Origin of the sequence: Tsuneonella rigui, from assembly GCF_003958625.1 — a bacterium.
GTDB classification, from domain to species: Bacteria; Pseudomonadota; Alphaproteobacteria; order Sphingomonadales; family Sphingomonadaceae; genus Tsuneonella; species Tsuneonella rigui.
Genome location: NZ_RSEL01000018.1, coordinates 61,914 through 80,768, shown reverse-complemented (window position 1 = coordinate 80,768; position 18,855 = coordinate 61,914). Strand labels below are relative to the sequence as shown.

Genomic DNA, 18,855 nt, shown 5'->3' with positions numbered 1-18,855 from the left:
GACGCGCGCGGGCTGGCTTACGGTCGGGGTGGAGGCGACCTTCGCGCCGGTCGTCGGCCCGCACGCGGCGAGCGCGGCGAGCGGGAGGAGGGGCCAGAGCTTCACGCCCGCACCTTGCGCCCATGAACGAGGTGGGTCGCGGCAGCCGCGCCGAGCACTGGGGCGAGCAGATTGACGAACGGGATCAGCAACATCGCCGCGACGATCCCGCCCAGCGCGAACCGAGTCAAGCCGCCGAGCGGCAGAGCGGCGGCCTTATCCGGTCGGTGCCTCAGCCAGACCATATCCTGCAACTCGCGCCCGAGCAGCCATGCGTTGACCGCCCAGAACAGGATCGCGGTGCCGACGCCGGTGACCAGCAACAGGATCGCGAACGGCAGTGCGATCAGGTTGACCACCACCGCGCGCGTCAGTCCGCCGAACGCATTGCGTGCCTCCTCGGCGAACCCGAGCTTGCGCGCGTTCGCCGCGTCTTGCGGGTAGTCGCGCGCCTCGACCGCCAGGACCACCTCGTCGGCGAAGAACTGCAGCACGAACAGCGCCACCACGCGGAATAGCAGCCAACCGCCGATCACCGCGAGAAGGATGCCGATCAGCCCGCCTAGCTCGCCGTAGCCCGCCGCGTAGTGCTCAATCAGCCGCGCCATGCCGCGCCACAGCGCGACACCGAGCGCGGCGAAGATCGCCAGGGTGACCGCCATGCTCTTCGCCAGCACGCCGAGCACACGCCGGTCGCCCAGTTGGCCCAGCGCGCGGGCAAATGCGGAGAGGACGCCGGTCATGGCCCGCTTCTCAACGCTTGGCGCGAAGGGCGCAAGCGGCTAGGCGCGCCGGGCTTTTCCATCGAGGATATTTGAGTGACCGAAACCCGCTACGACGTCATCGCCATCGGCAACGCGATCGTCGACATCATGGCCGCGAGCGACGACGCGACGATCGAGCGTCTCAGCCTCAACAAGGGCGGGATGACGCTGGTCGACGCCGACGGCGCGCGCCGCCTGTACGAGGCGATGGGCCCGGCCAAGGAAATCTCTGGCGGCAGCGCGGCCAACACGCTCGCGGGCCTAGCCGCGCTGGGCGCCAAGTGCGCGTTCATCGGCCAGGTCGCGGATGACCAGTTCGGCCGCGTCTTCGCGCACGATATCCGCGCCGGCGGGATCGACTTCGACACCCCCACCCGGGAAGCCGAGCCGCCGACCGCGCAGTGCCTGATCTTCGTCACCCCCGATGCACAGCGGACGATGAACACCTTCCTCGGCGCGAGCCAGTACCTCCCCGCCGCCGCGCTCGACGAACAGGCGATCGCCGCCGCCAAGGTGCTCTATCTCGAAGGCTACCTGTGGGACCCGGAAGAACCGCGCGCCGCGATGCGCCGGGCGATCGACGCCGCCCGCCGCGCGGGACGCGAGGTCGCCTTCACCCTCTCCGAGGTGTTCGTGATCGATCGCCACGGCGACGATTTCCGCGCCCTCATCGCCGATGGCTTGATCGACGTGCTGTTCGCCAACCACACCGAGCTCGCCGCGCTGACCGGCGAGAGCGATCTCGAGGCCGGCATCGCTGCGCTGAAAGACAAGGTGCCGACGCTGGTCGTCACCTGCGGCGCCGAGGGCGCGACCGCGCTGCGCAAGGGCGAGCGGGCGACGGTGCCTTCGGTCGCGACCACGGTGGTCGACACCACCGGCGCGGGCGACCTGTTCGCCGCCGGCTTCCTCCACGGTCACGTCGCGCGCGAGCCGCTGGAGCGCTGCCTCCAGCGCGGCGCGATCTGCGCGGCGGAAATTATCAGCCACTACGGCGCCCGGCCCGAAGCGGACCTTCAGGCGCTGATGGCAGAGAAGCTCGGCTAAGCCTGCGGCACCGCGTCCGCTGGCGCGCTGCGCTTGCGGACGCCGGGGGCGGCGTACCAGCCGAAATAGCCCGCCGCGGCGCCGGCAAACAGCGCACCCACCAGGCTGATCCAGTGCGGCACGTGGGTGTACGCGGCGAACAGGTCCGCAGCGAACGGCCAGGACGGCGCGAACCACATCACGGCAGACTCCAATGTCATGAACGCGATGGCCACCAGCCACGGCGCGCCGTTCCTGCGATCGCGCCAATAGAGCGCGAGCGCGAACAGGCTGACCAGCGCGTTGCTCACCACGATCGTGTCGAGCAGCTCCTGAAATCCGGTGCTGCCGATCACGTTCATCCACGGGAAGTACTGCGACATCGCCCGGCTGAACGGGGATTCGAACAGGATCATTGGGGTCGCCAGCAGATAGCCCGCGTGCAGCCGCGCGTTCCGCCGGTGCTTCATCGCCATGTAGAACAGCGTGAGGTAGGCGATCAGCGCGACGGTCATGCCGATCCCAAACGAGGGACCCACGTAGGCGATGAACGGGCTCTCCTTCGCGGCGTAGCGGTCGGCCGACAGGTTGATGATCATCGTGAAGCCCAGCATCAGCAGCGGGAACAGCACGAAGCTGGCCTTGCCCATCACCTTGTGCAAAGCGTTCTGGCGTTGGTGGATGACCACGCTTTGCGCGATGAGCAGGAGCAGCCAGCTCGAAGCGGTCATGGCGTGAATGTGAAAGGCGAGCGGCATCGCGCTGCCGAGTGGCGAGAAGTAGCTCGCCCAGAAGCCGGTCAGGACGACCAGCAGCACAAAGCCTACGTAATAATGACCGAGGCGATACGGCACGATGGTTCCTCCCCCAAGGAAGCGCGACCCGTGCTTATTGCGCCGACCTTACCAGCAGCGGGATAGGGCGTCCACTTTCGCGTCCCACGCGCTCAGCCTGGCTGCACGCCCTCGCCCACCCGCGGCATCGGCGCGAACAGCCGCAGCACCACCAGCATCGCGGCGAGGAAGCCGGCAGCGGCGTAGAGCGTGCCGGGGATGCCGAGCGTGTCCGACAGCGTGCCCCAGGTCCACGCGCCCAGCGCCATGCTGCCGAAGGTCACCGCCTGGTAGATCGACAGGCACCGCCCGAGGATCTCATTCGGCGCGCGGACCTGCATCGCCACATTGAGCGTGGTCAGCGTCAGCACCCAGCCCAGCCCGGCGACGAACGCCGCCGGCATCGCCGCGGGCACGCTGCCTGCGCGGGCGATCACCGCGTAGCCGACGATGAATGCGACCGAGCCCAGCCCGACCACCGTCTCGCTGCCGAACCGGCGCCGCAGCTGCGAAACGAACAGCGCGGCGGTGATCGAGGCGACCCCGAACGCGCCGAGCATGAGGCCGTAGTCGATCTCCCCACCCTGCAGCCGCTGGCGCACGATCACCGGCAACAGCGCCGAATAACCTGCGAGCCCGAACCCGGCGCAGGCGCCGCGCAGCAGCACCCGGCGCACCGGGCCGTTGGTGGCGCAGAACTTCAGGCCCACCGCGATCGCGCTCAGCATCGGGGTGCGTGAGGGCCGCTCGACCTGCGGATGCCAGCGCAGCAGCACGACGATGAGGAACACGTAGCTCAGGGCGTTGAGCGCGAACGCGAGGCTCACGCTCCAGATCGAGATCAGCACGCCGCCGAGCGCCGGCCCGACGCTGCGCGCGAGGTTGAAGGCGATCGAATTGAGCGTGATCGCCTGCGCGAGGTCCTGCCGCCCGACCTGCGCGCGGACCGAGGCCTGCCACGCCGGTCCGTTGAGCGCGGTGCCGATGCCCACCAGCAGGGTGAAGCCGAGCAGGCTCCACGGCGCCAGCCCGCCCCGGTAGCTGACCAGGGCGAGCAGGGCGGAGACCACCAGCATCCCGCCTTGCGCCGCAAGCATGATCCGCCGCCGATCGAAATTGTCCGCGATCGCGCCCGCGAAGACGCCGAACAACAGGATCGGCAGCGTCACCGACGCCTGCACCAGCGCGATCAGTGCGTGGCTGCGGGTGAGCTCGGTCATCAGCCACGCGGCCGCGACCGACTGGATCATCGAGCCGAGATTGGAGGCGAGGTTCGCGGTCCAGATCGCGCGAAACGCCGGATAGCGGAACGGAGCGAGTACCGCACCCGGCGCCATGACGCCGCCTGTTGGTGTGGAAGTGCCTGAATTATCGGCCATCACCAGCGCCGATGCGCGTGCGTGGCAGGCGGGTCAAGCTAGCCCTCCCGCGCCACCTCGCGCCAGCCGATGTCGCGGCGGCAGAACAGGGTGGGGGCCTCGATTGCGTCGACTGCGGCGTAAGCACGTTGCTGCGCCTCGCGGACGCTGTTGCCGGTGGCGGTGACGTTGAGGACGCGGCCGCCGTTGGCAATGAGCTGGCCGTTCGCGGTCGCGGTGCCGGCGTGGAAGACTTTGGCGCCTCCCGCTTCCGCCTCGCCGAGATCGATCGCGCCGCCCTTGGCGGGGGTGCCGGGGTAGCCGTCGGCGGCCATCACTACTGTTAGCGCCACCTCGTCGCGCAGCGAGACCGGTGGCACGGTGCCGAGCCGGTTTTCCGCGCAGGCGAGGAGCAGTTCGCCAAGATCGTCCTCCAGCCGCATCATCAGCACCTGGCATTCGGGGTCACCGAAGCGGGCGTTGTATTCGATCAGCTTGGGGCCCTCGCTCGTCAGCATCAGACCCGCGAACAGCACCCCCGAATAGGGCGTGCCCGCGTCGGCCATCGCGCGCACGGTGGGCAGGATGATGCGTTCGAGCACCTCGCCTTCGAGTAGCGGGGTGAGCACGCGCGCGGGGCTGTAGGCGCCCATGCCGCCGGTGTTGGGGCCCGTGTCGCCCTCACCCACGCGCTTGTGGTCCTGTGCGCTGCCGAACGCGAGCACGCTGGCGCCGTCGGTCAGGGCGAAGAAGCTCGCTTCCTCGCCGGTCATGAACTCCTCGATCACCACCTCAGCGCCCGCGCTGCCGAACTGGCCGCCGAACATCTCGGCGAGCGCTTCATTCGCCTCGTCGCGGGTTTCGGCGATCACCACGCCCTTGCCCGCGGCGAGGCCGTCGGCCTTGAGCACGTAGGGCGCGCTGAACCCCTCCAGCGCCGCGCGGGCTTCGTCGAGCGAAGCGGCGCGAACATAACCCGCGGTGGGGATCCCCGCCCGCTGGCACAGGTCCTTGGTGAAGCCCTTGCTGCCCTCAAGCTGCGCCGCGGCCTGCGAGGGGCCGAACACCGGGATGCCCTCGGCGCGCAGGCTGTCGGCGAGGCCGTCGACCAGCGGGGCCTCGGGCCCGACCACCACCAGCGCGATCCGGCGCTCCTGGCAGAAGCGAACCACGGCCGCGTGATGGGTCGCATCGAGCGCCACCAGTTCGGCATGCTCGGCGATGCCCGGGTTGCCCGGCGCCGCGTAGAGCCTATCTCCGGTCTCGGTGAGCAGCCGGGATTGCGCCAGCTTCCACGCCAGCGCATGCTCGCGGCCGCCGCTGCCCAGCAGAAGGATGTTCATGCCCGTTCCCGATTACGACGAAGATGGTGGCGGGCTGGTAGCGAAGGGCAGGCCGGGCGACAACGCCGAGCCGCTCACCGTCAGCGAACTGGCCGGCATGCTCAAGCGCACGGTCGAGGACCGGTTCGGCTTCGTGCGCCTGCGCGGCGAGCTGTCGGGGGTGAAGCGCGCCGCCTCGGGCCACCTCTACTGCTGCCTCAAGGACGAGAGCGCGGTGATCGACGGGGTGATGTGGCGCGGGCCCGCCGCTGCGCTCGCGTTCCGCCCCGAGGACGGGCTGGAGGTGGTCGCGAGCGGCAAGCTGACGACCTATCCGGGCCGCTCGAAATACCAGGTGGTGATCGACAAGCTGGAGCTGGCCGGCGAGGGCGCGCTGCTCGCTTTGCTGGAAAAGCTGCGCCAGCGGCTCGGGGCGGAAGGGCTGTTCTCACCTGAGCGCAAACGGCCGCTGCCGTACCTGCCGGCGACCATCGGCGTGGTCACCTCGCCCACCGGAGCGGTGATCCGCGACATCCTCCACCGCCTCGCCGACCGGTTTCCCAGCCGGGTGCTGGTGTGGCCGGTGCTGGTGCAGGGAAACGGGGCGGCCGAGCAGGTAGCGGCGGCGGTGCGCGGGTTCTCCGCGCTGCCCGAGGGCCACGCGCTGCGGCCCGACCTTGTCATAATCGCGCGCGGGGGCGGGTCGATTGAGGACTTGTGGAGCTTTAACGAGGAAGCGGTGGTGCGCGCCATCGCCGAGAGTGCGATCCCGACCATCAGCGCGGTGGGGCACGAGACCGACACCACGCTCGCCGATCACGCCGCCGACCGCCGCGCGCCGACGCCCACAGCGGCCGCGGAGATCGCGGTGCCGGTGCTGCGCGAGTTGCGCGCGACCCTGGTCGACTTCGCGGTGCGCAAGCAACGCTGCGCCTTGCGTCCGGTCGAGCTGGGGCGCGAGCGGCTGGAGGCGCGGGCCAAGCGGCTGCCGCAGCCGCAGGCGCTGCTCGCTCCGCAGGCGCAGAAGCTGGACGACTTGTCGGAGCGGCTGCGGCGCGGCCTGCGCGACCGTGCGGCGCAAGCGCGCGAGCGGTTGCAGCACGACAATGCGCGGCTCTCGCCATCGCTCTTGCGGCACCGCGTGGAGCGTGCGCAGGATCGCCTCACCGCCAGTGGGCGGGTGTTGGCATCGATCAACCCCAGCAACCTGCTGCAGAAGGGCTACGTCCGCGTCACCGGAACCGATGGGCGTACGCTTGTCGAGGCGGCCATGGCGAAGGCGGAGCCGGCGCTCACCCTGCATTTCCGCGACGGTCCACTGGAGGTCGCCCCGCTCGCCGGCGTGCAGCGCAAGCCGCGCTCCGTCGCGCCGGTGAAACGGCCCGTGGCGCCCCCGCGCCAGGACGATTTGTTCGGCTGAGCCTCAGGTGATAGGGCGTATCCCATGCTGATGAAATCGGGCGAACGGCCGGCGGAACTGATCTACGGACCCAACGGCTTCCGGGTTATGCGGCCGGGCACCCACGTGATCTGCGCGGTGACCGGCGAGGCCATCCCGCTGGAGGCGCTTCGCTACTGGAGCGTCGAGCGGCAGGAGGCCTACGCCTCGCCCGAGGTCGCCACCCGCCGCCATCTCAAGTGATCGCCCGCCCCGGATCGGCTCTCGCGCTGCTCGCGCTGGCGGGCTGCGTGGCTGACGACAGCGGTGGGGCTGCGCCTCAGAACACGGCGGTGGTGCAGCCGATCGTGACGGCCAAGCCGACCGCATCGCCGGTGGTCTCGGGGCCGACGACCTTCGTGTTCCAAGGTCAGCAGACTCAGGGCGGGTGGATCCGCGGGCAGGCGCCCGGCGGCACCCGCAGCGCCACCCTCGACGGCCAGCCGCTCGCGCTCGATGCCCAAGGCCGCTTCTTCGCCGCGTTCGACCGCGACGCGGGGCCGGTCGCGACGCTCTCGGCGCAGCTGGCGGATGGGCGCACGGTGACCAGCCCGCTCTCGATCGCGCCGCGCGAGTGGCAGATCGAGCGGGTCAACGTCGCCCGCGCGCCCGGCGGCGCGACCGAAGCGTTCATGGCGCTGCGCCGGCCCGAGCTCGCCCGCATCGAGGCGGCCCGCGCGCGCAACAGCGCCAGCGACGGCTGGCGGCAGAGTTTCATCTGGCCGGTCGAGGGGCGCATTTCCGGCCGGTTCGGCTCGCAGCGGATCTATCGCGGGGAACCGGCGGCCTATCACTCGGGCCTCGACATCGCGCCGGGGGCGGGCGTGCCTTATGTGGCCCCGGCCGATGGCGTGGTGGTGCTGGCGGCGACCAGCCCGTTTACGCTCGAAGGCAACCTCTTGATCATCGACCACGGCATGGGCCTCAACAGCGCGTTCCTGCATTCCTCGCGCCTCGCGGTGAAGGAGGGCGACGTGGTGAAGCAGGGCCAGCTGCTGGGCTACACCGGCGCAACCGGCCGCGCGACCGGGCCGCACCTGCACTGGTCGATCAAGTGGCAGGACGCGCGGCTCGACCCGCTGCTGTTCCTGCCGCCTCGCTAGGCGCCGCTATCCGATCTGGCGGACCTGGAACGCGGTACCTCGGCTGCTTGCGCGGTAATTACCGGTCAGGCCCTTGCGGATCACGATCGAATCGCCCGCCTTGGGGTCGAAGATGAACTTGGTCCATTCGGTTTGCAGCCAGCGCGTCCCGTCGGCCAGGGTGATGACATAGCGCCCCGCCTGGTTGGCGCTGACCGCCTCGATCTTGCTCTTGAGCTCGGCACCCTCGAAGCGCGGGAATGCGTCCTCGTCGCCAAATGACAGCGTACGCGCGTTCTGGGCCTGCTCGAGGTCGGCGGCCGCCTTGTCGAAGCACGCGAGCCGGGCCGCGTCGTCAGTAAGCGTCCGGCATTGATAAACCGCGGTCACCACTGCTGGGGTGTCCTGGCCGGCTGCCGCAACAGGAAGGACCAGCATCGCAGCGGCGAGCGTGACAGGGGCAAGCGATGTCTTCATGCCCCGCACGATAGCAATGCGCCGCGCATACGAAAAGCGCGCCGAACACGCGGGTGTTCGGCGCGCCAATCAAGCGCTCCATTGACAGCTTATCAGGCGGCCGCGGCGGCCTTCTTCAGCTCGCGCTTCACCTTGAGCGCATTGGCCGACAGCTTCTCGTCGCCGGTCTTGAGCAGCCAGTTGTCGAGGCCGCCGTTGTGCTCGACCGAGCGCAGACCCTGGGTCGAAACGCGGAACTTGAAGCTGCGGTCCAGCTTCTCGCTCATCAGCGTGACGTTCTGCAGGTTGGGCAGAAAGGTCTTCTTGGTCTTGTTGTTGGCGTGGCTCACGTTGTGGCCGACCTGGCGGCCCTTGCCGGTGAGTTCGCAGATGCGCGACATGACTGATCTCTCGTAGAAACGGTTACGGCGGTGCCGGGAAAGGCGCGCGCTTAGCGGCGCACTCGCGAATCGTCAACCCAGAGGCTAGGGCCGGGGCCGATGACCCGCTGGCCCCTGCCCGACCCGATGAAACGCGCGCTCGCCCTCGCGCGCGAAGCTGCCCACGCGGGCGAAGTGCCGATTGGCGCGGTGGTGGTCAAGGACGGCGTGGTGATCGGCGAGGGCCGCAACGCGCCGCGCGGCGATCATGACCCGACCGCGCATGCGGAGATCGTCGCCATTCGCGTGGCCGCGAAGGCGCTCGGCGACGAGCGGCTGACGGGATGCGAGCTGTTCGTCACACTCGAGCCCTGCGCGATGTGTGCCGGTGCGATCGCCCACGCCCGCCTCGCCCGCGTGACCTACGCCGCGCCCGACCCCAAGGGCGGCGCGGTCGCCCATGGCGCGCGGGTGTTCGACCATCCGCAGTGCCTGCATCGACCGGAAGTGGTCTCCGGCATCGGCGAGAGCGAGGCCGCCGAACTGCTTCGCGGCTTCTTCCGCGAACGGCGCTAGAGCCCGCGCCAGATTTTGACGTCAGCGCTGTCGGGCGGCCCGAACCGACCCCGATCGCAAGGCGCCGGCATGAAGCGCTTGTCGTAGCAAAGCCGCACTTCCTCAAGCCATCCGCGCTCGTTGAGCTTCACGCCCACCGCATCAGCCCTCCAGCCGGGATTAGCGGTGGCAAACCGCCGGCGGATCAGACCGACATTCAGCTCAGGGTCTTTCGACAGCCGGTCGAGGTCGGGAAAGCGCAAGCTCTGATAGAGTATACGCGTGACCTTGAAGTAGCCCGCCGGCGTGCGAGTCATGCACGCGCCGTGCTTGGCCCACTCGGTCGCCTGCATCCGCGCCGAAGGAATCATGCACATGTTCCGGCGCGCCTCGACAGGAGAGAGCGCCTGCTTCGTCGGGCACCACTGCGGCCACGCGCCGCGCCCCTCGGGCCACAACCCGTGGACGATCAGCCCGAAGCGTCCATTATCGCCGGAGCACTGCACTGCATCGGCGCGGCGGCTCTCGCGCCCCTTGCAGTACTCGGGCGCCCAACTCAGCGCGAGCGTGTAGCCGGTGACCGGCGAGCGCCGCACCGGGCCGTCGGGCCGTACTTGCGGGACCGATACCTTAGGGGGAACGCGGCATTGATAGGCTTGCGCGTGGAGCGGCGCGGCGATGACCAGCGCGAGGGCCGCGAACCACTTCACAACGGCGTGAAGTCGAGCCCGATGTCGGCCGCAGGGGCGCTTTGGGTCAGCCGGCCGACCGAGACGTAGTCGACGCCGGTCGCGGCCTTGGCCTTGATGGTCTGGAGATTGATCCCGCCGCTCGCCTCGGTCGGGACCCGGCCGGCGACGATCCGCACCGCTTCGCGCAAGGTATCGGGCTCCATGTTGTCGAGCAGCAGCCGGGTCGCGCCGGCGGCGATCGCGGGCTCGATCTGGTCGATCCGGTCGACCTCGCAAATCACGTCCTTCACCCCGGCCGCGCGCGCCGCGCCGACCGCCTGGCCGACCGAACCGGCGACGAGGACGTGGTTGTCCTTGATCATCGCCGCGTCCCACAGGCCCATGCGGTGGTTCGCTCCGCCGCCCATGCGCACTGCGTATTTCTCGAGGTGGCGCAGCCCGGGAATGGTCTTGCGGGTGTCGAGCAGCGTGCAGGCAGGATTGTCCATCGCCTGCACGTACTCGCGGGTCAGCGTCGCGACGCCGGAGAGGTGCTGGACGATGTTGAGCGCGCTGCGCTCGGCGGTGAGCATCGCGCGGGCGTTGCCCTCGAGGCGCATCAGGTCGGTCCCGGGTGTAACCTCGGCGCCCTCCTCGACCAGCAATTCGATCGACATGGCCGGATCGAGCGCGCGAAAGAACGCCTCCGCCACCGGCAGGCCCGCGACGACGATCGCGTCGCGGCTGTCCATCACGCCGGAAAAGCGCGCGTCGGCCGGAATCACGCTCTCGCTGGTGACGTCGCGACCGCCGCCTGGCAGCCCTTCGCCGAGGTCCTCCGCCAGCGTCTCGCGGACGAAGCGGTCGAGGTCAAAGCCGGGGATCGAGAAAGCCACGCTCACGTCGCTCAATAACCTTCGTCGCCCCGGGAAGCGAAGCTCTCCCGGAGGGAGACTTGATCCGGGGTGGTGCTATCTTCGAATCCGGCGCTCGAAGAAACGCACTGGCCCGGATCACGTCCGGGCCGACGGAGGAGGAGTGTCTGTGACAAGGGGCGAGCTAGTGAACGAACCGCGCCACCACGTCGCGGTAGCTGCGGCTCACCTTCACCTCGGCGCCGCTGTCGAGCACCAGGAAGCATTCGCCGTTGGTGTGGGGCTTCACCTGCCGCACGAGGTTCAGGTTCACGATCGTCGAGCGGTGCACGCGCTGGAAGGTGCGCGGATCGAGCCGGCGTTCGAGGTCCTTCATCGTCTCGCGCAGGATCAGGCTGTTATCGCCGGTGTAGATGCACATGTAGTCGCCCGCGGCGACGATGTGCTCGATGGAATCGATCTCCACGCGGAAGATCTGCCCGCGGTCCTTGATGTTGATCAGCTTCTCGAACCGGTCGGCGCTCTCGGTCGGGGTTTCGTCGCCTGCGGCGTATTCCTCGGCCGCGTCGGGCGCGACTTCGCTGAGCACGTTCTTGAGCTTCTCGGCCTCTTCCGCGCTGCGCTTCTCGGCAAGGCGCTGGCGCACGCGCTCGATGGTGTCGGCAAGCTTGTCCTCGTCGACCGGCTTCATCAGGTAGTTGACCGCGTTGGCCTCGAACGCGCGGATCGCGTGCTCCTCGAAGGCGGTGACGAAGACGAACAGCGGCGGCTCGATCTCCATCACGCCCTTGACCACGCTGAACCCGTCGAAGCCGGGCATCTGGATGTCGAGGAATACGAGATCGGGCTTCTCGGTCTTGATCGCGCGGATCGCCTCGCGCCCGTTGGCGCAAGTGCCGATCACCTCGACATCGTCGAACTTCTCGAGGCGCAGCTGAAGCCCCTGGATGGCTAGCTTCTCGTCATCGACGAGTAGGGTGCGGATGGTCATGCGGCAGTGGTTCCAATCGAAAGCGCCGGCGGCTCGGGGGTGAGCGCGGCGGGAGCGGGGGACGGTCGTTCGACCACAGTGGTTTCGCGGGGGGCGGCGGCTTCGTAGGGGATTTCAATGATCACGGTGAAGCCGCCCTCGGGCGGGTTGCGGATTTCGAATCGGTGGTCCTCGCCGTAGGCTTGGCTCAGACGCTCGCGGATGTTGGCCAGGCCGACGCCAGTCGACACGGTCCGGCCCACCCCCGCAAGCGACGGCGGCACGCTGGTCCCGCCGCCGCCTTCGCGCAATCCCGGCCCGCTGTCGGACACGGCGACCCGCAAGCGGCGTCCGACGAGTTGCGCGGTCAGGCTGATCGATGCGCCCTCCTCTTGCGGGCTGACGGCGTACTTGACCGCGTTCTCGACCAGCGGCTGCAGCAGCATCGAGGGCAGGCAGGCGTTGGCCGCCTCCGGCTCGACGTGGAATTCGGTCCGCAGCCGTTCCTCGAAGCGCATTCGTTCGATCCCGAGGTAGAGCTTCAGCGTCTCCACTTCCTGCGCGATCGTCACTTTCGATCCCGGCTCGCTCACCAGTGTATGGCGCAAGAATGCGCTGAGGCGGGTGAGCATCGCGTTGGCGGGCTCGGTCTGCTTGAGCAGGACGAGGGTGGAGATCGAATTGAGCGTATTGAACAGGAAGTGGGGGTTGAGCTGGTAGCGCAGCATCGCGAGCTGCGCGCTGGTTGCCTGCGCCTCCAGCCGTTCGAGGCGGTCGGCTTGTTCCTCGACCGTGAGGAAGAAATTTATCGCGTAATAGAGCGCCGACCACGCGCCCAGAAGCGTGCCGTCGAGGAAGGCGAGGCCGACGATCCGCTGAGCGAAGGTGGTCTCACGCGACCCGGAGAAATAGATGCCCTGCAGCCAGGCGTCGATCGCGGCGTAGAAGGCGACCGCGGCGGACAGCGTCAGCGCGGTGATACCCCAAGTAACGAGGGCACTGCGTTGCATCAGGTGGCGGTAAATGACCGATAGCACCAGGCTGATCGCGAAGCCGGTGACGACCTGCACCAGCACGATGAGCAGCAGATCCCACGGCGCTTCGTTCGCCACAGCTGAGACCGCGCGCAGCGCGAACACCCCGCCCCAGCCCGCGAACTGCAGGTTCCAGAAGGCGGCGTTCTTGTTGTCGAAGAACGGCGCCGGGCGGAAGGCCAGCTTCTTCATCGCTTGCACGCCCTAAACTAATGTTGCCTGCGCGTCAGACAAGTTTTGGCATCGCGCTCCTGCTTGGGGTATACGGGTTTCAAGGAGAGACCTGATGGACGTCGAAACCCTGGAAGACACGCTGCACGGCGCGGAGGAGCGCGCCAAGTTTCGTGAGATGAAGGAAGGCACGGCCGAGGATTGGGCGATCATCGGCGCGGACTACCTGCAGTTCGCCTCGGGCCTGCCCGACCGCGTGCTGGCACACCTCAAGCTGCTTGACGGCGATTTCGGCGGCTTTCCGGTCGACCGTTTGACCCACTCGCTCCAGACCGCCACCCGCGCGCACCGCGACGGGCGGGACGAAGCCTATGTGGTGATGGCGCTGCTGCACGACATCGGCGACACGCTCGGCACCTTCAATCACCCCGAGGTGGCGGCTTCGATCATCAAGCCGTTCGTCAGCGAGGAAGTGCATTGGATCTGCCAGAACCACGGGCATTTCCAGGGCTATTACTACTTCCACTACCTCGGCATGGACCAGCATTCGCGCGAGCAGTTCCGAGGGCATCCGCACTTCGATGCCTGCGCGGAATTCTGCGAGAAATACGACCAGGCGGCGTTCGACCCGGACTACGGGAGCGAGAGCTTGGAGTTTTTCGAGCCGATGGTCCGCCGCGTGATGGCGCGGCCGATCAACTCGCTCTACGCCAAGGTTGCCGAAGCCAAGGCCGCTTAGGGCCTCCCAAAGTAGTCTTTGCGGGACACAGTTAGCGGGCGACCTCCCGCTCGAAGTGGGCGCGCCAGTTGGCTGGCTGGCCGGCAGCCTTGAGCGCGGCGATCTTGGGTAGCTCGGCGGCGGCGTAGTCGGCGCGCTCGTCCCACCCGTCGTGAGTCGGCGCGCGGAAGATCCAGCCGTCGTTGCCCGGTCCCCACTTGTGGAAGAAGCGCACCGCGGCGGCCGGATCGTAGCCGGCGTTGGCCAGCAGCCACGGCATCAGCCGGTCGGCCTCGCGCTCCGTCAGGCGGATGTTCTTGGCGCTGCGCCGGCCATGCAGCCAGGCACGGTGCGCGAGCAGGTTGTGCGCGAATTCGTGGCTGATGGCGGCGGCGATCTCGTCCTCCGCCAGGCCGAAGCCGGCGAACTTGCGGCCGAACACCACCCGCTTTCCGTCCGCCACCGCGCGTCCGCCGCCGTCGAGCAGCTCGAAGCGGGTCGGGCATGCGGGGACGCCCTTGATGTCCGCCTCATGGGTGGAGCCGTCCGCCTCCCGCCAGGTGATCCGCACGCTGCCATCCCGCACCAGCGCAGCGTCGATCGTATCATGCAGGCCGGTAAGGCGCTTCCAGTCGTTGGCCTTGACCGGCGGCAATGCGGCCATCGGCTGGCCGTCGATTTCGATGATCTCGTCGTTCGCTGAGAGTCCGGCCAGTGCAGCGGGCGCGCCGGGGACGGCCGCCTCGACCGCGATATCGCCGGCGATCCCGGCGGCCGCGCGCATGCGGGCGGGCTCGGCGTAGTTCGCCATGTCCTGCAGCAACAGCCCGATGGCGGGTGCGGCATGTTCGCAGAACGGCGCGTTGGCGGTCGCGAGCCGCCAGCCGAGCGATTGCAGGCGCAAGTCCTCGGCTTGCAGACTGATGAGGCCCGCGCGGTCCTCCGCCACCCCTGCCTGAGCGGGCTGGGCGACAAGCGCCGCTGCAAGGGCGGCCAACGCCAGCCCTGCGCGGGTCATGCGCCCTCGTCGGAAGCGGCGATCGCCTCGGCAAGTCGCTCGCGGCCGACCGCGCCCGAGAAGGCCTGGTTGCCGGCCACCCAGCTCGGCGTTCCTTCGAACCCGAGCTGGCGCGCGAACTGCTGGTTGTTGCGCAATTCGAGCTCGACCGCAGGGGAGGCGGCGAATTTACGGGCCGCCGCAAGGTCGAGGCCCGCACCCTTGGCGGCAAGCTCGATGGTCGCGGGGCTCGGCGGCCCGTGCGCGAACATCAGGTCATGGAACTGCGCGTACTTGCCCTGCTTGGCGGCGGCGAGCGCCATGCGCGCGGCGGCGTCGCTGCCCTCGAAGATCGGCCATTCGCGGATCACGACCTTGAGGTCCGGGTTGGCCGCGATCAGCGCCTGCACGTCCGCGATCGAATGGCGGCAGTAAGTGCAGGCATAGTCGGTGAACTCGACCAGCGTGGTCTTGCCGTTGGGGTTGCCGAGCACCGCGCCGGGGAACGGCTGCACAAGCTGCCCATGGATTCCAGCCATCCGCTTGGCCGCTTCGACGTTCTGGTAACGCTCGGCCATCTTGGGCAGGATCTCGGGGTGATCGAGCAGCCACTTTTCGGTTGCACTACCGCCGAGGCCGCTCAGCGTGAACAGCCACGCGCCGAGGAAACCGCACACGATCGCGCCGAGCGCGGCAGGAAGGAAGCGGAGCATCGGCTGCGGGGGCTACTTGCGCTTCTTGTCGCGTTCAAGCGCGCCGCGCGCTTCGAACACGATGTCCTGCGCGCGGAGCCAGTCGGGCGTGTTCTCGGGCAGGCCCGCGGTCGCGGCCTGCGCGCTGCGCAGCGCCTCGAGGTATTGCCCGCTCATCACCTGCTGCTCGGCGCTGGCGAGCCGCGCGCGCGGCATATCGCCCTGCGCGGCATAGATGACCCCAAGCTGGTACCACGCGAAGGGGTTGAGCCGGTCGCGCTGGACCGCGGCCTTCAGCACGTCCTCCGCTTCGGGGTAGTGGGTCTTGTCCTCGGTCGCGAGCAGCGCGTGTCCGAACAGCGAGGCGATCAGCGGTTGGTTGCCGGTCAGCGCGGTCGCCTTGCGCAGCGGCGGGATCGCATCGTCGGGCCGACCCGATTCGAGCAGGACCTGGCCTTCGAGCTCGAGGTAATAGGGATCGTCCGGCGCGGACTTCAGCAGCGCATCGGTCTCGGCGAGCGACTTGTCCATCATCGCCTGCTTGTGGAAGGCATAGGCGCGGGCATAGCGCGCGGGTGCGCTGGTGTCGGTCTCGGGATACTGCCGCAGCGTCTGGGCGGGTTCCTGGATGTAGCCCGCGAGCTTGGCCTTCACCCGCTCGAACCGCGCCTGCAGCGCGGGGTCGGCCGGCTTGTCCCACGCGGGATCGATTTCGTAGTCGTGTGTCAGGCGGGCGATGCGGTCGCCCGACATCGGGTGCGTGGAGGCGTAGGCGTCCTCGTCGCTGTGGCTCATGCCATAGCGGAACTCCATGTTCTGGAGCTTGCGAAAGAAGCTCAGCGAGCCGCGCCCCGAAATGCCGGCCTTCGACAGGTATTGTGCGCCGGCGGCGTCGGCGGCGCTCTCCTGCACCCGGCTGAAGGCGAGGAAATTGCCCATCGCCGCCTGCTGGCCAGCCATCATCACGCCCATCGCGGCTTCGCCCGCCCCGGCGACCGCGGCGGCGACGCCGAGCAGCATCGAGAGGATCGAGATCTTGCCCGCGGTGGCGATGCCCTTTGACGAGCTGATCACATGCCCGCCGGTGATGTGGCCCAGCTCGTGCGCGATGACGCCCTGGACTTCCTCGGCGGTGTCGGCCTCCTCGAGCAAGCCGGTGTGGATGTAGACCGCCTGTCCGCCCGCGACGAAGGCGTTGATCGACGAATCGCCGACCAGCACGATGTCGACGTTGCCGGGCGCGAGGCCGGCGGCCTGCACTAGCGGCGCGGCGAGATCGTCGAGCAGCGCCTCGGTCTCGGCATCGCGCAACACCGACTGCGCGCTCGCCGGCTGGGCGAGCAGCGACACGGCCGCGAGGACTGCAAGGGCGCGGGAGGCGAAGCGCATCGGGGTGCGGGTTAGCGGTTTTCGCGCTGAACCGGAACTGAAGCCGCGAGCGAGCTGCGGATGAACGCCAGCATCGGATCGAGCACCTTGCCGCCCTGCGCGAACGGGCGCGACAGGCCCATCACGACGCCCGCGTGGCCCATCCCGTCGAACTCGATCTCCTGCACCCTCCCGCCGGCCCGCGTGATCGCCGTGGCCAGGTTGCGCGAGTTGCGAACCCGCACGACGTCATCGGCGGTCCCATGCAGCAGCAGGATCGGCGGCGCGCCCGCGCGAGCGAAGCTGATCGGCTGCGTCCCCTTGGGATCTGGCGCGCCCGCCATCGCGTTCTTCGCCGAAGCGCTGGTGAAGGGATAGAAGTCCGCCGGTCCGGCCAGGCTGACCGTGCCCGCGATTGCGCTTCCGGGTACGCCTGCCTCTTCCAGCCACTGCGGATCGAGCGTGAGCATGAGGACATTGTAGGCGCCCGCCGAGTGGCCGGTCAGGACGAGCCGCTTGGCGTCGATGCTAGCACCGGCGGCATGGTCGCGCGTCCAGCGCACGCCCGCCGCGGTGTCCCGCAGCATCGCCGGAAAGCGCCCCTCGGGCACCAGGCGATAGCCGACCAGCGCGGTGGCGTACCCACGGTCGCCCAGCGTGCGCGCGACGAAGCGGTATTCCTCGGTCGCGCCGTCATGCCAGCCGCCGCCATAGACGAACACCACCAGCGGCCAGCCGCCCGCGGGCGGCTGTCCTTGCGGCACCCACAGCTCGACGTTCTGGTGATGGCTCGCGCCGTAGCGGCCCTCCTCCGCCAGCCGCACCGGTGTCGCGCGGGAGAAGCGCGCATCGATCCAGTCGAGCGTGGCCGCCGATCCCCGCGCGACCGCCCAGCGCCAGGTGCCGTAGCCCGCCGCCGCCAGCACCAGCAGCACGATCGCGATTCCCACCAGCCAGCGCCCCTTCTTGCCTCGCCTCACCTCGCGGTCCCCTTGTCCTGAATCGTCTGCACGATCTGCGCGGTCTCGCCCTCGGTCGAGATGCCGTTGGCGCGCAGGAAGTCGTCACCGGTCGCGTAGTCGTCTCCCAACCACAGCGGCACCCCCGCGGCCTCGATAATCGACCGCCCGGCAATTTCCTCGGGCGACAGCGGACCGGCGCCCGTGCGGATGAACACCGCGGCGATCCGGCCCGGATTGGCCTGAACGGTGTCGGCGTAGGCGGGGAGGTCGCCCTGCGTGTCGTCGCCGATCAGCGCGAAGCGCATGTCGGGGTAGAACGCGAGCAGCGCGTCGAGCGCTGCGCGCTTGTGCGCCCCGTGGCTTTCGCCGCCAAAGGTTGCCCGGTCCAATCCCCAGTCGCGCAGCAGCAGCGGACCGAGGGGCAGGCCGCGGCTTTGCTGGAAGGCGACGAGATAGGAGAACAGGTTCCACGGGCTCGACGAGACGTAGAAGAACGGCCGGTGCGTCGCGGCGTAGCGGGTCCCCGCACCGCCCGGCCCGGCGAGCACCGCGCCGCCGCCGAGCGCGCCGTAGAACACGTCCGCCCCCGGCACCGCGATCCGCTCGTCGGGCAATTCGGCCAGCACGCGGCGCCAGTTGCGCGCGATGGCGCGCGGGCCGCCGGTGATCCCGGTCTCGACGATCGTGTCGTCGATGTCGGAGACGACGGCGAGCTTGGTCGCGCTGCCCGGTGCGAGCACGAAGCCTTCGACGCACTGCGCGCCGTCGGGCGTGATCCAGTGCAGGCAGGCGATCTCCCACGCGGGATCGCTCGGTAGCGGCCATACGGGGTCGAGCACGACGTCGAAGCGGACGTAGCCCTCGCCATCGGTGACGCCGTGATGCTCGATCATGGTGCCGTCGAGCCGCCGCAGCTCGAGCCGCACGGCCAGCCCGGGAACCTCGCGCGAGGCGAATTGGGCGAGCATCGTGCGCATCGCCTGCAGGCGGCCGCGGCGGGCGAACACGTCGTCGCGCGGCGGTCCGGCGCGTAGCGCGCGGGCGGTGATCGTGAGGCGAGTCTGGCTGCGGTAGCCGAAGAACGGCTGCAGGCGGACGGGAGCGCGGTCGAACAGGGCCATCGCTGCCCGCGCTAGCGGGCGCG

The 18,855-nt window shown here is 69.1% G+C and carries 21 protein-coding genes; 6 read left to right on the top strand and 15 right to left on the bottom strand.

Annotated elements, in window-relative coordinates; translation table 11 throughout:
* Nucleotides 1-101 precede the first annotated feature (101 nt).
* Nucleotides 102-782 (bottom strand): EI24 domain-containing protein, encoded by a 681-nt coding sequence (locus ELY12_RS08375; RefSeq protein ID WP_126176244.1) that lies wholly within the window; start codon nt 780-782, stop codon nt 102-104.
* Nucleotides 783-857: 75 nt separating this feature from the next.
* On the opposite strand from ELY12_RS08375, the gene ELY12_RS08370 reads away from it, so the two are divergent.
* Nucleotides 858-1,850 carry an adenosine kinase gene (locus ELY12_RS08370; protein ID WP_206435800.1) on the top strand — a complete coding sequence of 331 codons (993 nt, stop codon included), beginning with the start codon at nt 858-860 and terminating at the stop codon, nt 1,848-1,850.
* On the opposite strand, the gene ELY12_RS08365 is transcribed toward ELY12_RS08370, so the two are convergent.
* From ELY12_RS08365 to purD, 3 genes are all read right to left on the bottom strand, one after another.
* Complete coding sequence (locus ELY12_RS08365) at nt 1,847-2,683, bottom strand: hypothetical protein (protein ID WP_126176243.1); 837 nt, start codon at nt 2,681-2,683, stop codon at nt 1,847-1,849. The genes ELY12_RS08370 and ELY12_RS08365 overlap by 4 nt on opposite strands.
* 92 nt (nt 2,684-2,775) lie before the next feature.
* Complete coding sequence (locus ELY12_RS08360) at nt 2,776-4,041, bottom strand: MFS transporter (RefSeq protein ID WP_241229787.1); 1,266 nt, start codon at nt 4,039-4,041, stop codon at nt 2,776-2,778.
* Between the two features lie 38 nt (nt 4,042-4,079).
* The gene (gene purD / locus ELY12_RS08355) at nt 4,080-5,363 is read right to left on the bottom strand and encodes a phosphoribosylamine--glycine ligase (RefSeq protein WP_126176242.1); all 1,284 of its coding nucleotides are present in this window, start codon (nt 5,361-5,363) and stop codon (nt 4,080-4,082) included.
* On the opposite strand from purD, the gene xseA reads away from it, so the two are divergent.
* From xseA to ELY12_RS08340, 3 genes are read left to right on the top strand one after another with little or no spacing between them, the layout of a single operon-like run.
* Entirely contained in the window at nt 5,362-6,762 is a 1,401-nt protein-coding gene (gene xseA, locus ELY12_RS08350) for an exodeoxyribonuclease VII large subunit (protein WP_126176241.1), read from the top strand. The genes purD and xseA overlap by 2 nt on opposite strands.
* 24 nt (nt 6,763-6,786) lie before the next feature.
* Nucleotides 6,787-6,984: a DUF2093 domain-containing protein gene (locus ELY12_RS08345; RefSeq protein ID WP_126176240.1), complete on the top strand. Its 198-nt coding sequence runs from the start codon at nt 6,787-6,789 to the stop codon at nt 6,982-6,984.
* A complete protein-coding gene (locus ELY12_RS08340; protein ID WP_420907053.1) occupies nt 6,981-7,883 on the top strand; it encodes a M23 family metallopeptidase in 903 nt (300 codons plus the stop codon). Before ELY12_RS08345 ends, ELY12_RS08340 begins: the two co-directional genes overlap by 4 nt.
* Nucleotides 7,884-7,889: 6 nt before the next feature.
* Here the strand turns inward: ELY12_RS08340 and ELY12_RS08335 are convergent, their stop codons facing one another.
* Nucleotides 7,890-8,339: a hypothetical protein gene (locus ELY12_RS08335; protein WP_126176239.1), complete on the bottom strand. Its 450-nt coding sequence runs from the start codon at nt 8,337-8,339 to the stop codon at nt 7,890-7,892.
* A gap of 92 nt (nt 8,340-8,431) precedes the next feature.
* Nucleotides 8,432-8,719, bottom strand: coding sequence for a 50S ribosomal protein L28 (rpmB, locus tag ELY12_RS08330; protein ID WP_126176238.1), 288 nt, complete (start codon nt 8,717-8,719; stop codon nt 8,432-8,434).
* Between the two features lie 99 nt (nt 8,720-8,818).
* Between rpmB and ELY12_RS08325 the strand changes: the two genes are divergently transcribed.
* Nucleotides 8,819-9,274, top strand: a complete 456-nt coding sequence (locus ELY12_RS08325; RefSeq protein ID WP_126176237.1) for a nucleoside deaminase — start codon at nt 8,819-8,821, stop codon at nt 9,272-9,274.
* Here the strand turns inward: ELY12_RS08325 and ELY12_RS08320 are convergent.
* The 4 genes from ELY12_RS08320 to ELY12_RS08305 form a co-directional block, all read right to left on the bottom strand.
* Nucleotides 9,271-9,963, bottom strand: coding sequence for a ribonuclease T2 family protein (locus ELY12_RS08320; RefSeq protein WP_241229786.1), 693 nt, complete (start codon nt 9,961-9,963; stop codon nt 9,271-9,273). The two genes, ELY12_RS08325 and ELY12_RS08320, sit on opposite strands and share 4 nt — an antisense overlap.
* A complete protein-coding gene (nadC, locus tag ELY12_RS08315) occupies nt 9,960-10,820 on the bottom strand; it encodes a carboxylating nicotinate-nucleotide diphosphorylase (RefSeq protein ID WP_126176236.1) in 861 nt (286 codons plus the stop codon). Before nadC ends, ELY12_RS08320 begins: the two co-directional genes overlap by 4 nt.
* A 163-nt stretch (nt 10,821-10,983) precedes the next feature.
* The gene (locus ELY12_RS08310) at nt 10,984-11,790 is read right to left on the bottom strand and encodes a LytR/AlgR family response regulator transcription factor (protein WP_126176235.1); all 807 of its coding nucleotides are present in this window, start codon (nt 11,788-11,790) and stop codon (nt 10,984-10,986) included.
* The gene (locus ELY12_RS08305; protein ID WP_126176234.1) at nt 11,787-12,995 is read right to left on the bottom strand and encodes a sensor histidine kinase; all 1,209 of its coding nucleotides are present in this window, start codon (nt 12,993-12,995) and stop codon (nt 11,787-11,789) included. Before ELY12_RS08305 ends, ELY12_RS08310 begins: the two co-directional genes overlap by 4 nt.
* Before the next feature lie 94 nt (nt 12,996-13,089).
* Between ELY12_RS08305 and ELY12_RS08300 the strand changes: the two genes are divergently transcribed.
* A complete protein-coding gene (locus ELY12_RS08300) occupies nt 13,090-13,713 on the top strand; it encodes an HD domain-containing protein (RefSeq protein WP_126176233.1) in 624 nt (207 codons plus the stop codon).
* A gap of 31 nt (nt 13,714-13,744) precedes the next feature.
* Here ELY12_RS08300 and ELY12_RS08295 read toward each other — a convergent pair whose 3' ends face one another.
* Genes ELY12_RS08295 through ELY12_RS08275 form a run of 5 tightly spaced genes read right to left on the bottom strand, consistent with a single transcriptional unit; the run spans nt 13,745 to nt 18,832 of the window.
* Nucleotides 13,745-14,710: a PDZ domain-containing protein gene (locus ELY12_RS08295; protein ID WP_126176232.1), complete on the bottom strand. Its 966-nt coding sequence runs from the start codon at nt 14,708-14,710 to the stop codon at nt 13,745-13,747.
* Nucleotides 14,707-15,402: a DsbA family protein gene (locus ELY12_RS08290; RefSeq protein WP_126176231.1), complete on the bottom strand. Its 696-nt coding sequence runs from the start codon at nt 15,400-15,402 to the stop codon at nt 14,707-14,709. The genes ELY12_RS08295 and ELY12_RS08290 overlap by 4 nt, the downstream gene beginning before the upstream one ends.
* Before the next feature lie 12 nt (nt 15,403-15,414).
* Nucleotides 15,415-16,770, bottom strand: a complete 1,356-nt coding sequence (locus tag ELY12_RS08285) for a M48 family metalloprotease (protein ID WP_126176230.1) — start codon at nt 16,768-16,770, stop codon at nt 15,415-15,417.
* An 11-nt stretch (nt 16,771-16,781) separates the two neighbouring features.
* A complete protein-coding gene (locus ELY12_RS08280) occupies nt 16,782-17,729 on the bottom strand; it encodes an alpha/beta hydrolase (protein ID WP_126176229.1) in 948 nt (315 codons plus the stop codon).
* On the bottom strand, nt 17,726-18,832 hold the full coding sequence (locus ELY12_RS08275) for a phosphatase domain-containing protein (RefSeq protein WP_126176228.1): 1,107 nt from the start codon (nt 18,830-18,832) through the stop codon (nt 17,726-17,728). Before ELY12_RS08275 ends, ELY12_RS08280 begins: the two co-directional genes overlap by 4 nt.
* Between the last annotated feature and the right edge of the window lie 23 nt (nt 18,833-18,855).

Coding starts and splice junctions, on each gene's coding strand:
- ELY12_RS08375 (WP_126176244.1), bottom strand. CDS start 782: ATGACCGGCGTCCTCTCCGCATTTGCCCGCGCGCTGGGCCAACTGGGC.
- ELY12_RS08360 (WP_241229787.1), bottom strand. CDS start 4,041: ATGGCCGATAATTCAGGCACTTCCACACCAACAGGCGGCGTCATGGCG.
- xseA (WP_126176241.1), top strand. CDS start 5,362: ATGCCCGTTCCCGATTACGACGAAGATGGTGGCGGGCTGGTAGCGAAG.
- purD (WP_126176242.1), bottom strand. CDS start 5,363: ATGAACATCCTTCTGCTGGGCAGCGGCGGCCGCGAGCATGCGCTGGCG.
- ELY12_RS08345 (WP_126176240.1), top strand. CDS start 6,787: ATGCTGATGAAATCGGGCGAACGGCCGGCGGAACTGATCTACGGACCC.
- ELY12_RS08335 (WP_126176239.1), bottom strand. CDS start 8,339: ATGAAGACATCGCTTGCCCCTGTCACGCTCGCCGCTGCGATGCTGGTC.
- rpmB (WP_126176238.1), bottom strand. CDS start 8,719: ATGTCGCGCATCTGCGAACTCACCGGCAAGGGCCGCCAGGTCGGCCAC.
- ELY12_RS08325 (WP_126176237.1), top strand. CDS start 8,819: ATGACCCGCTGGCCCCTGCCCGACCCGATGAAACGCGCGCTCGCCCTC.
- ELY12_RS08310 (WP_126176235.1), bottom strand. CDS start 11,790: ATGACCATCCGCACCCTACTCGTCGATGACGAGAAGCTAGCCATCCAG.
- ELY12_RS08305 (WP_126176234.1), bottom strand. CDS start 12,995: ATGAAGAAGCTGGCCTTCCGCCCGGCGCCGTTCTTCGACAACAAGAAC.
- ELY12_RS08300 (WP_126176233.1), top strand. CDS start 13,090: ATGGACGTCGAAACCCTGGAAGACACGCTGCACGGCGCGGAGGAGCGC.
- ELY12_RS08295 (WP_126176232.1), bottom strand. CDS start 14,710: ATGACCCGCGCAGGGCTGGCGTTGGCCGCCCTTGCAGCGGCGCTTGTC.
- ELY12_RS08290 (WP_126176231.1), bottom strand. CDS start 15,402: ATGCTCCGCTTCCTTCCTGCCGCGCTCGGCGCGATCGTGTGCGGTTTC.
- ELY12_RS08285 (WP_126176230.1), bottom strand. CDS start 16,770: ATGCGCTTCGCCTCCCGCGCCCTTGCAGTCCTCGCGGCCGTGTCGCTG.
- ELY12_RS08275 (WP_126176228.1), bottom strand. CDS start 18,832: ATGGCCCTGTTCGACCGCGCTCCCGTCCGCCTGCAGCCGTTCTTCGGC.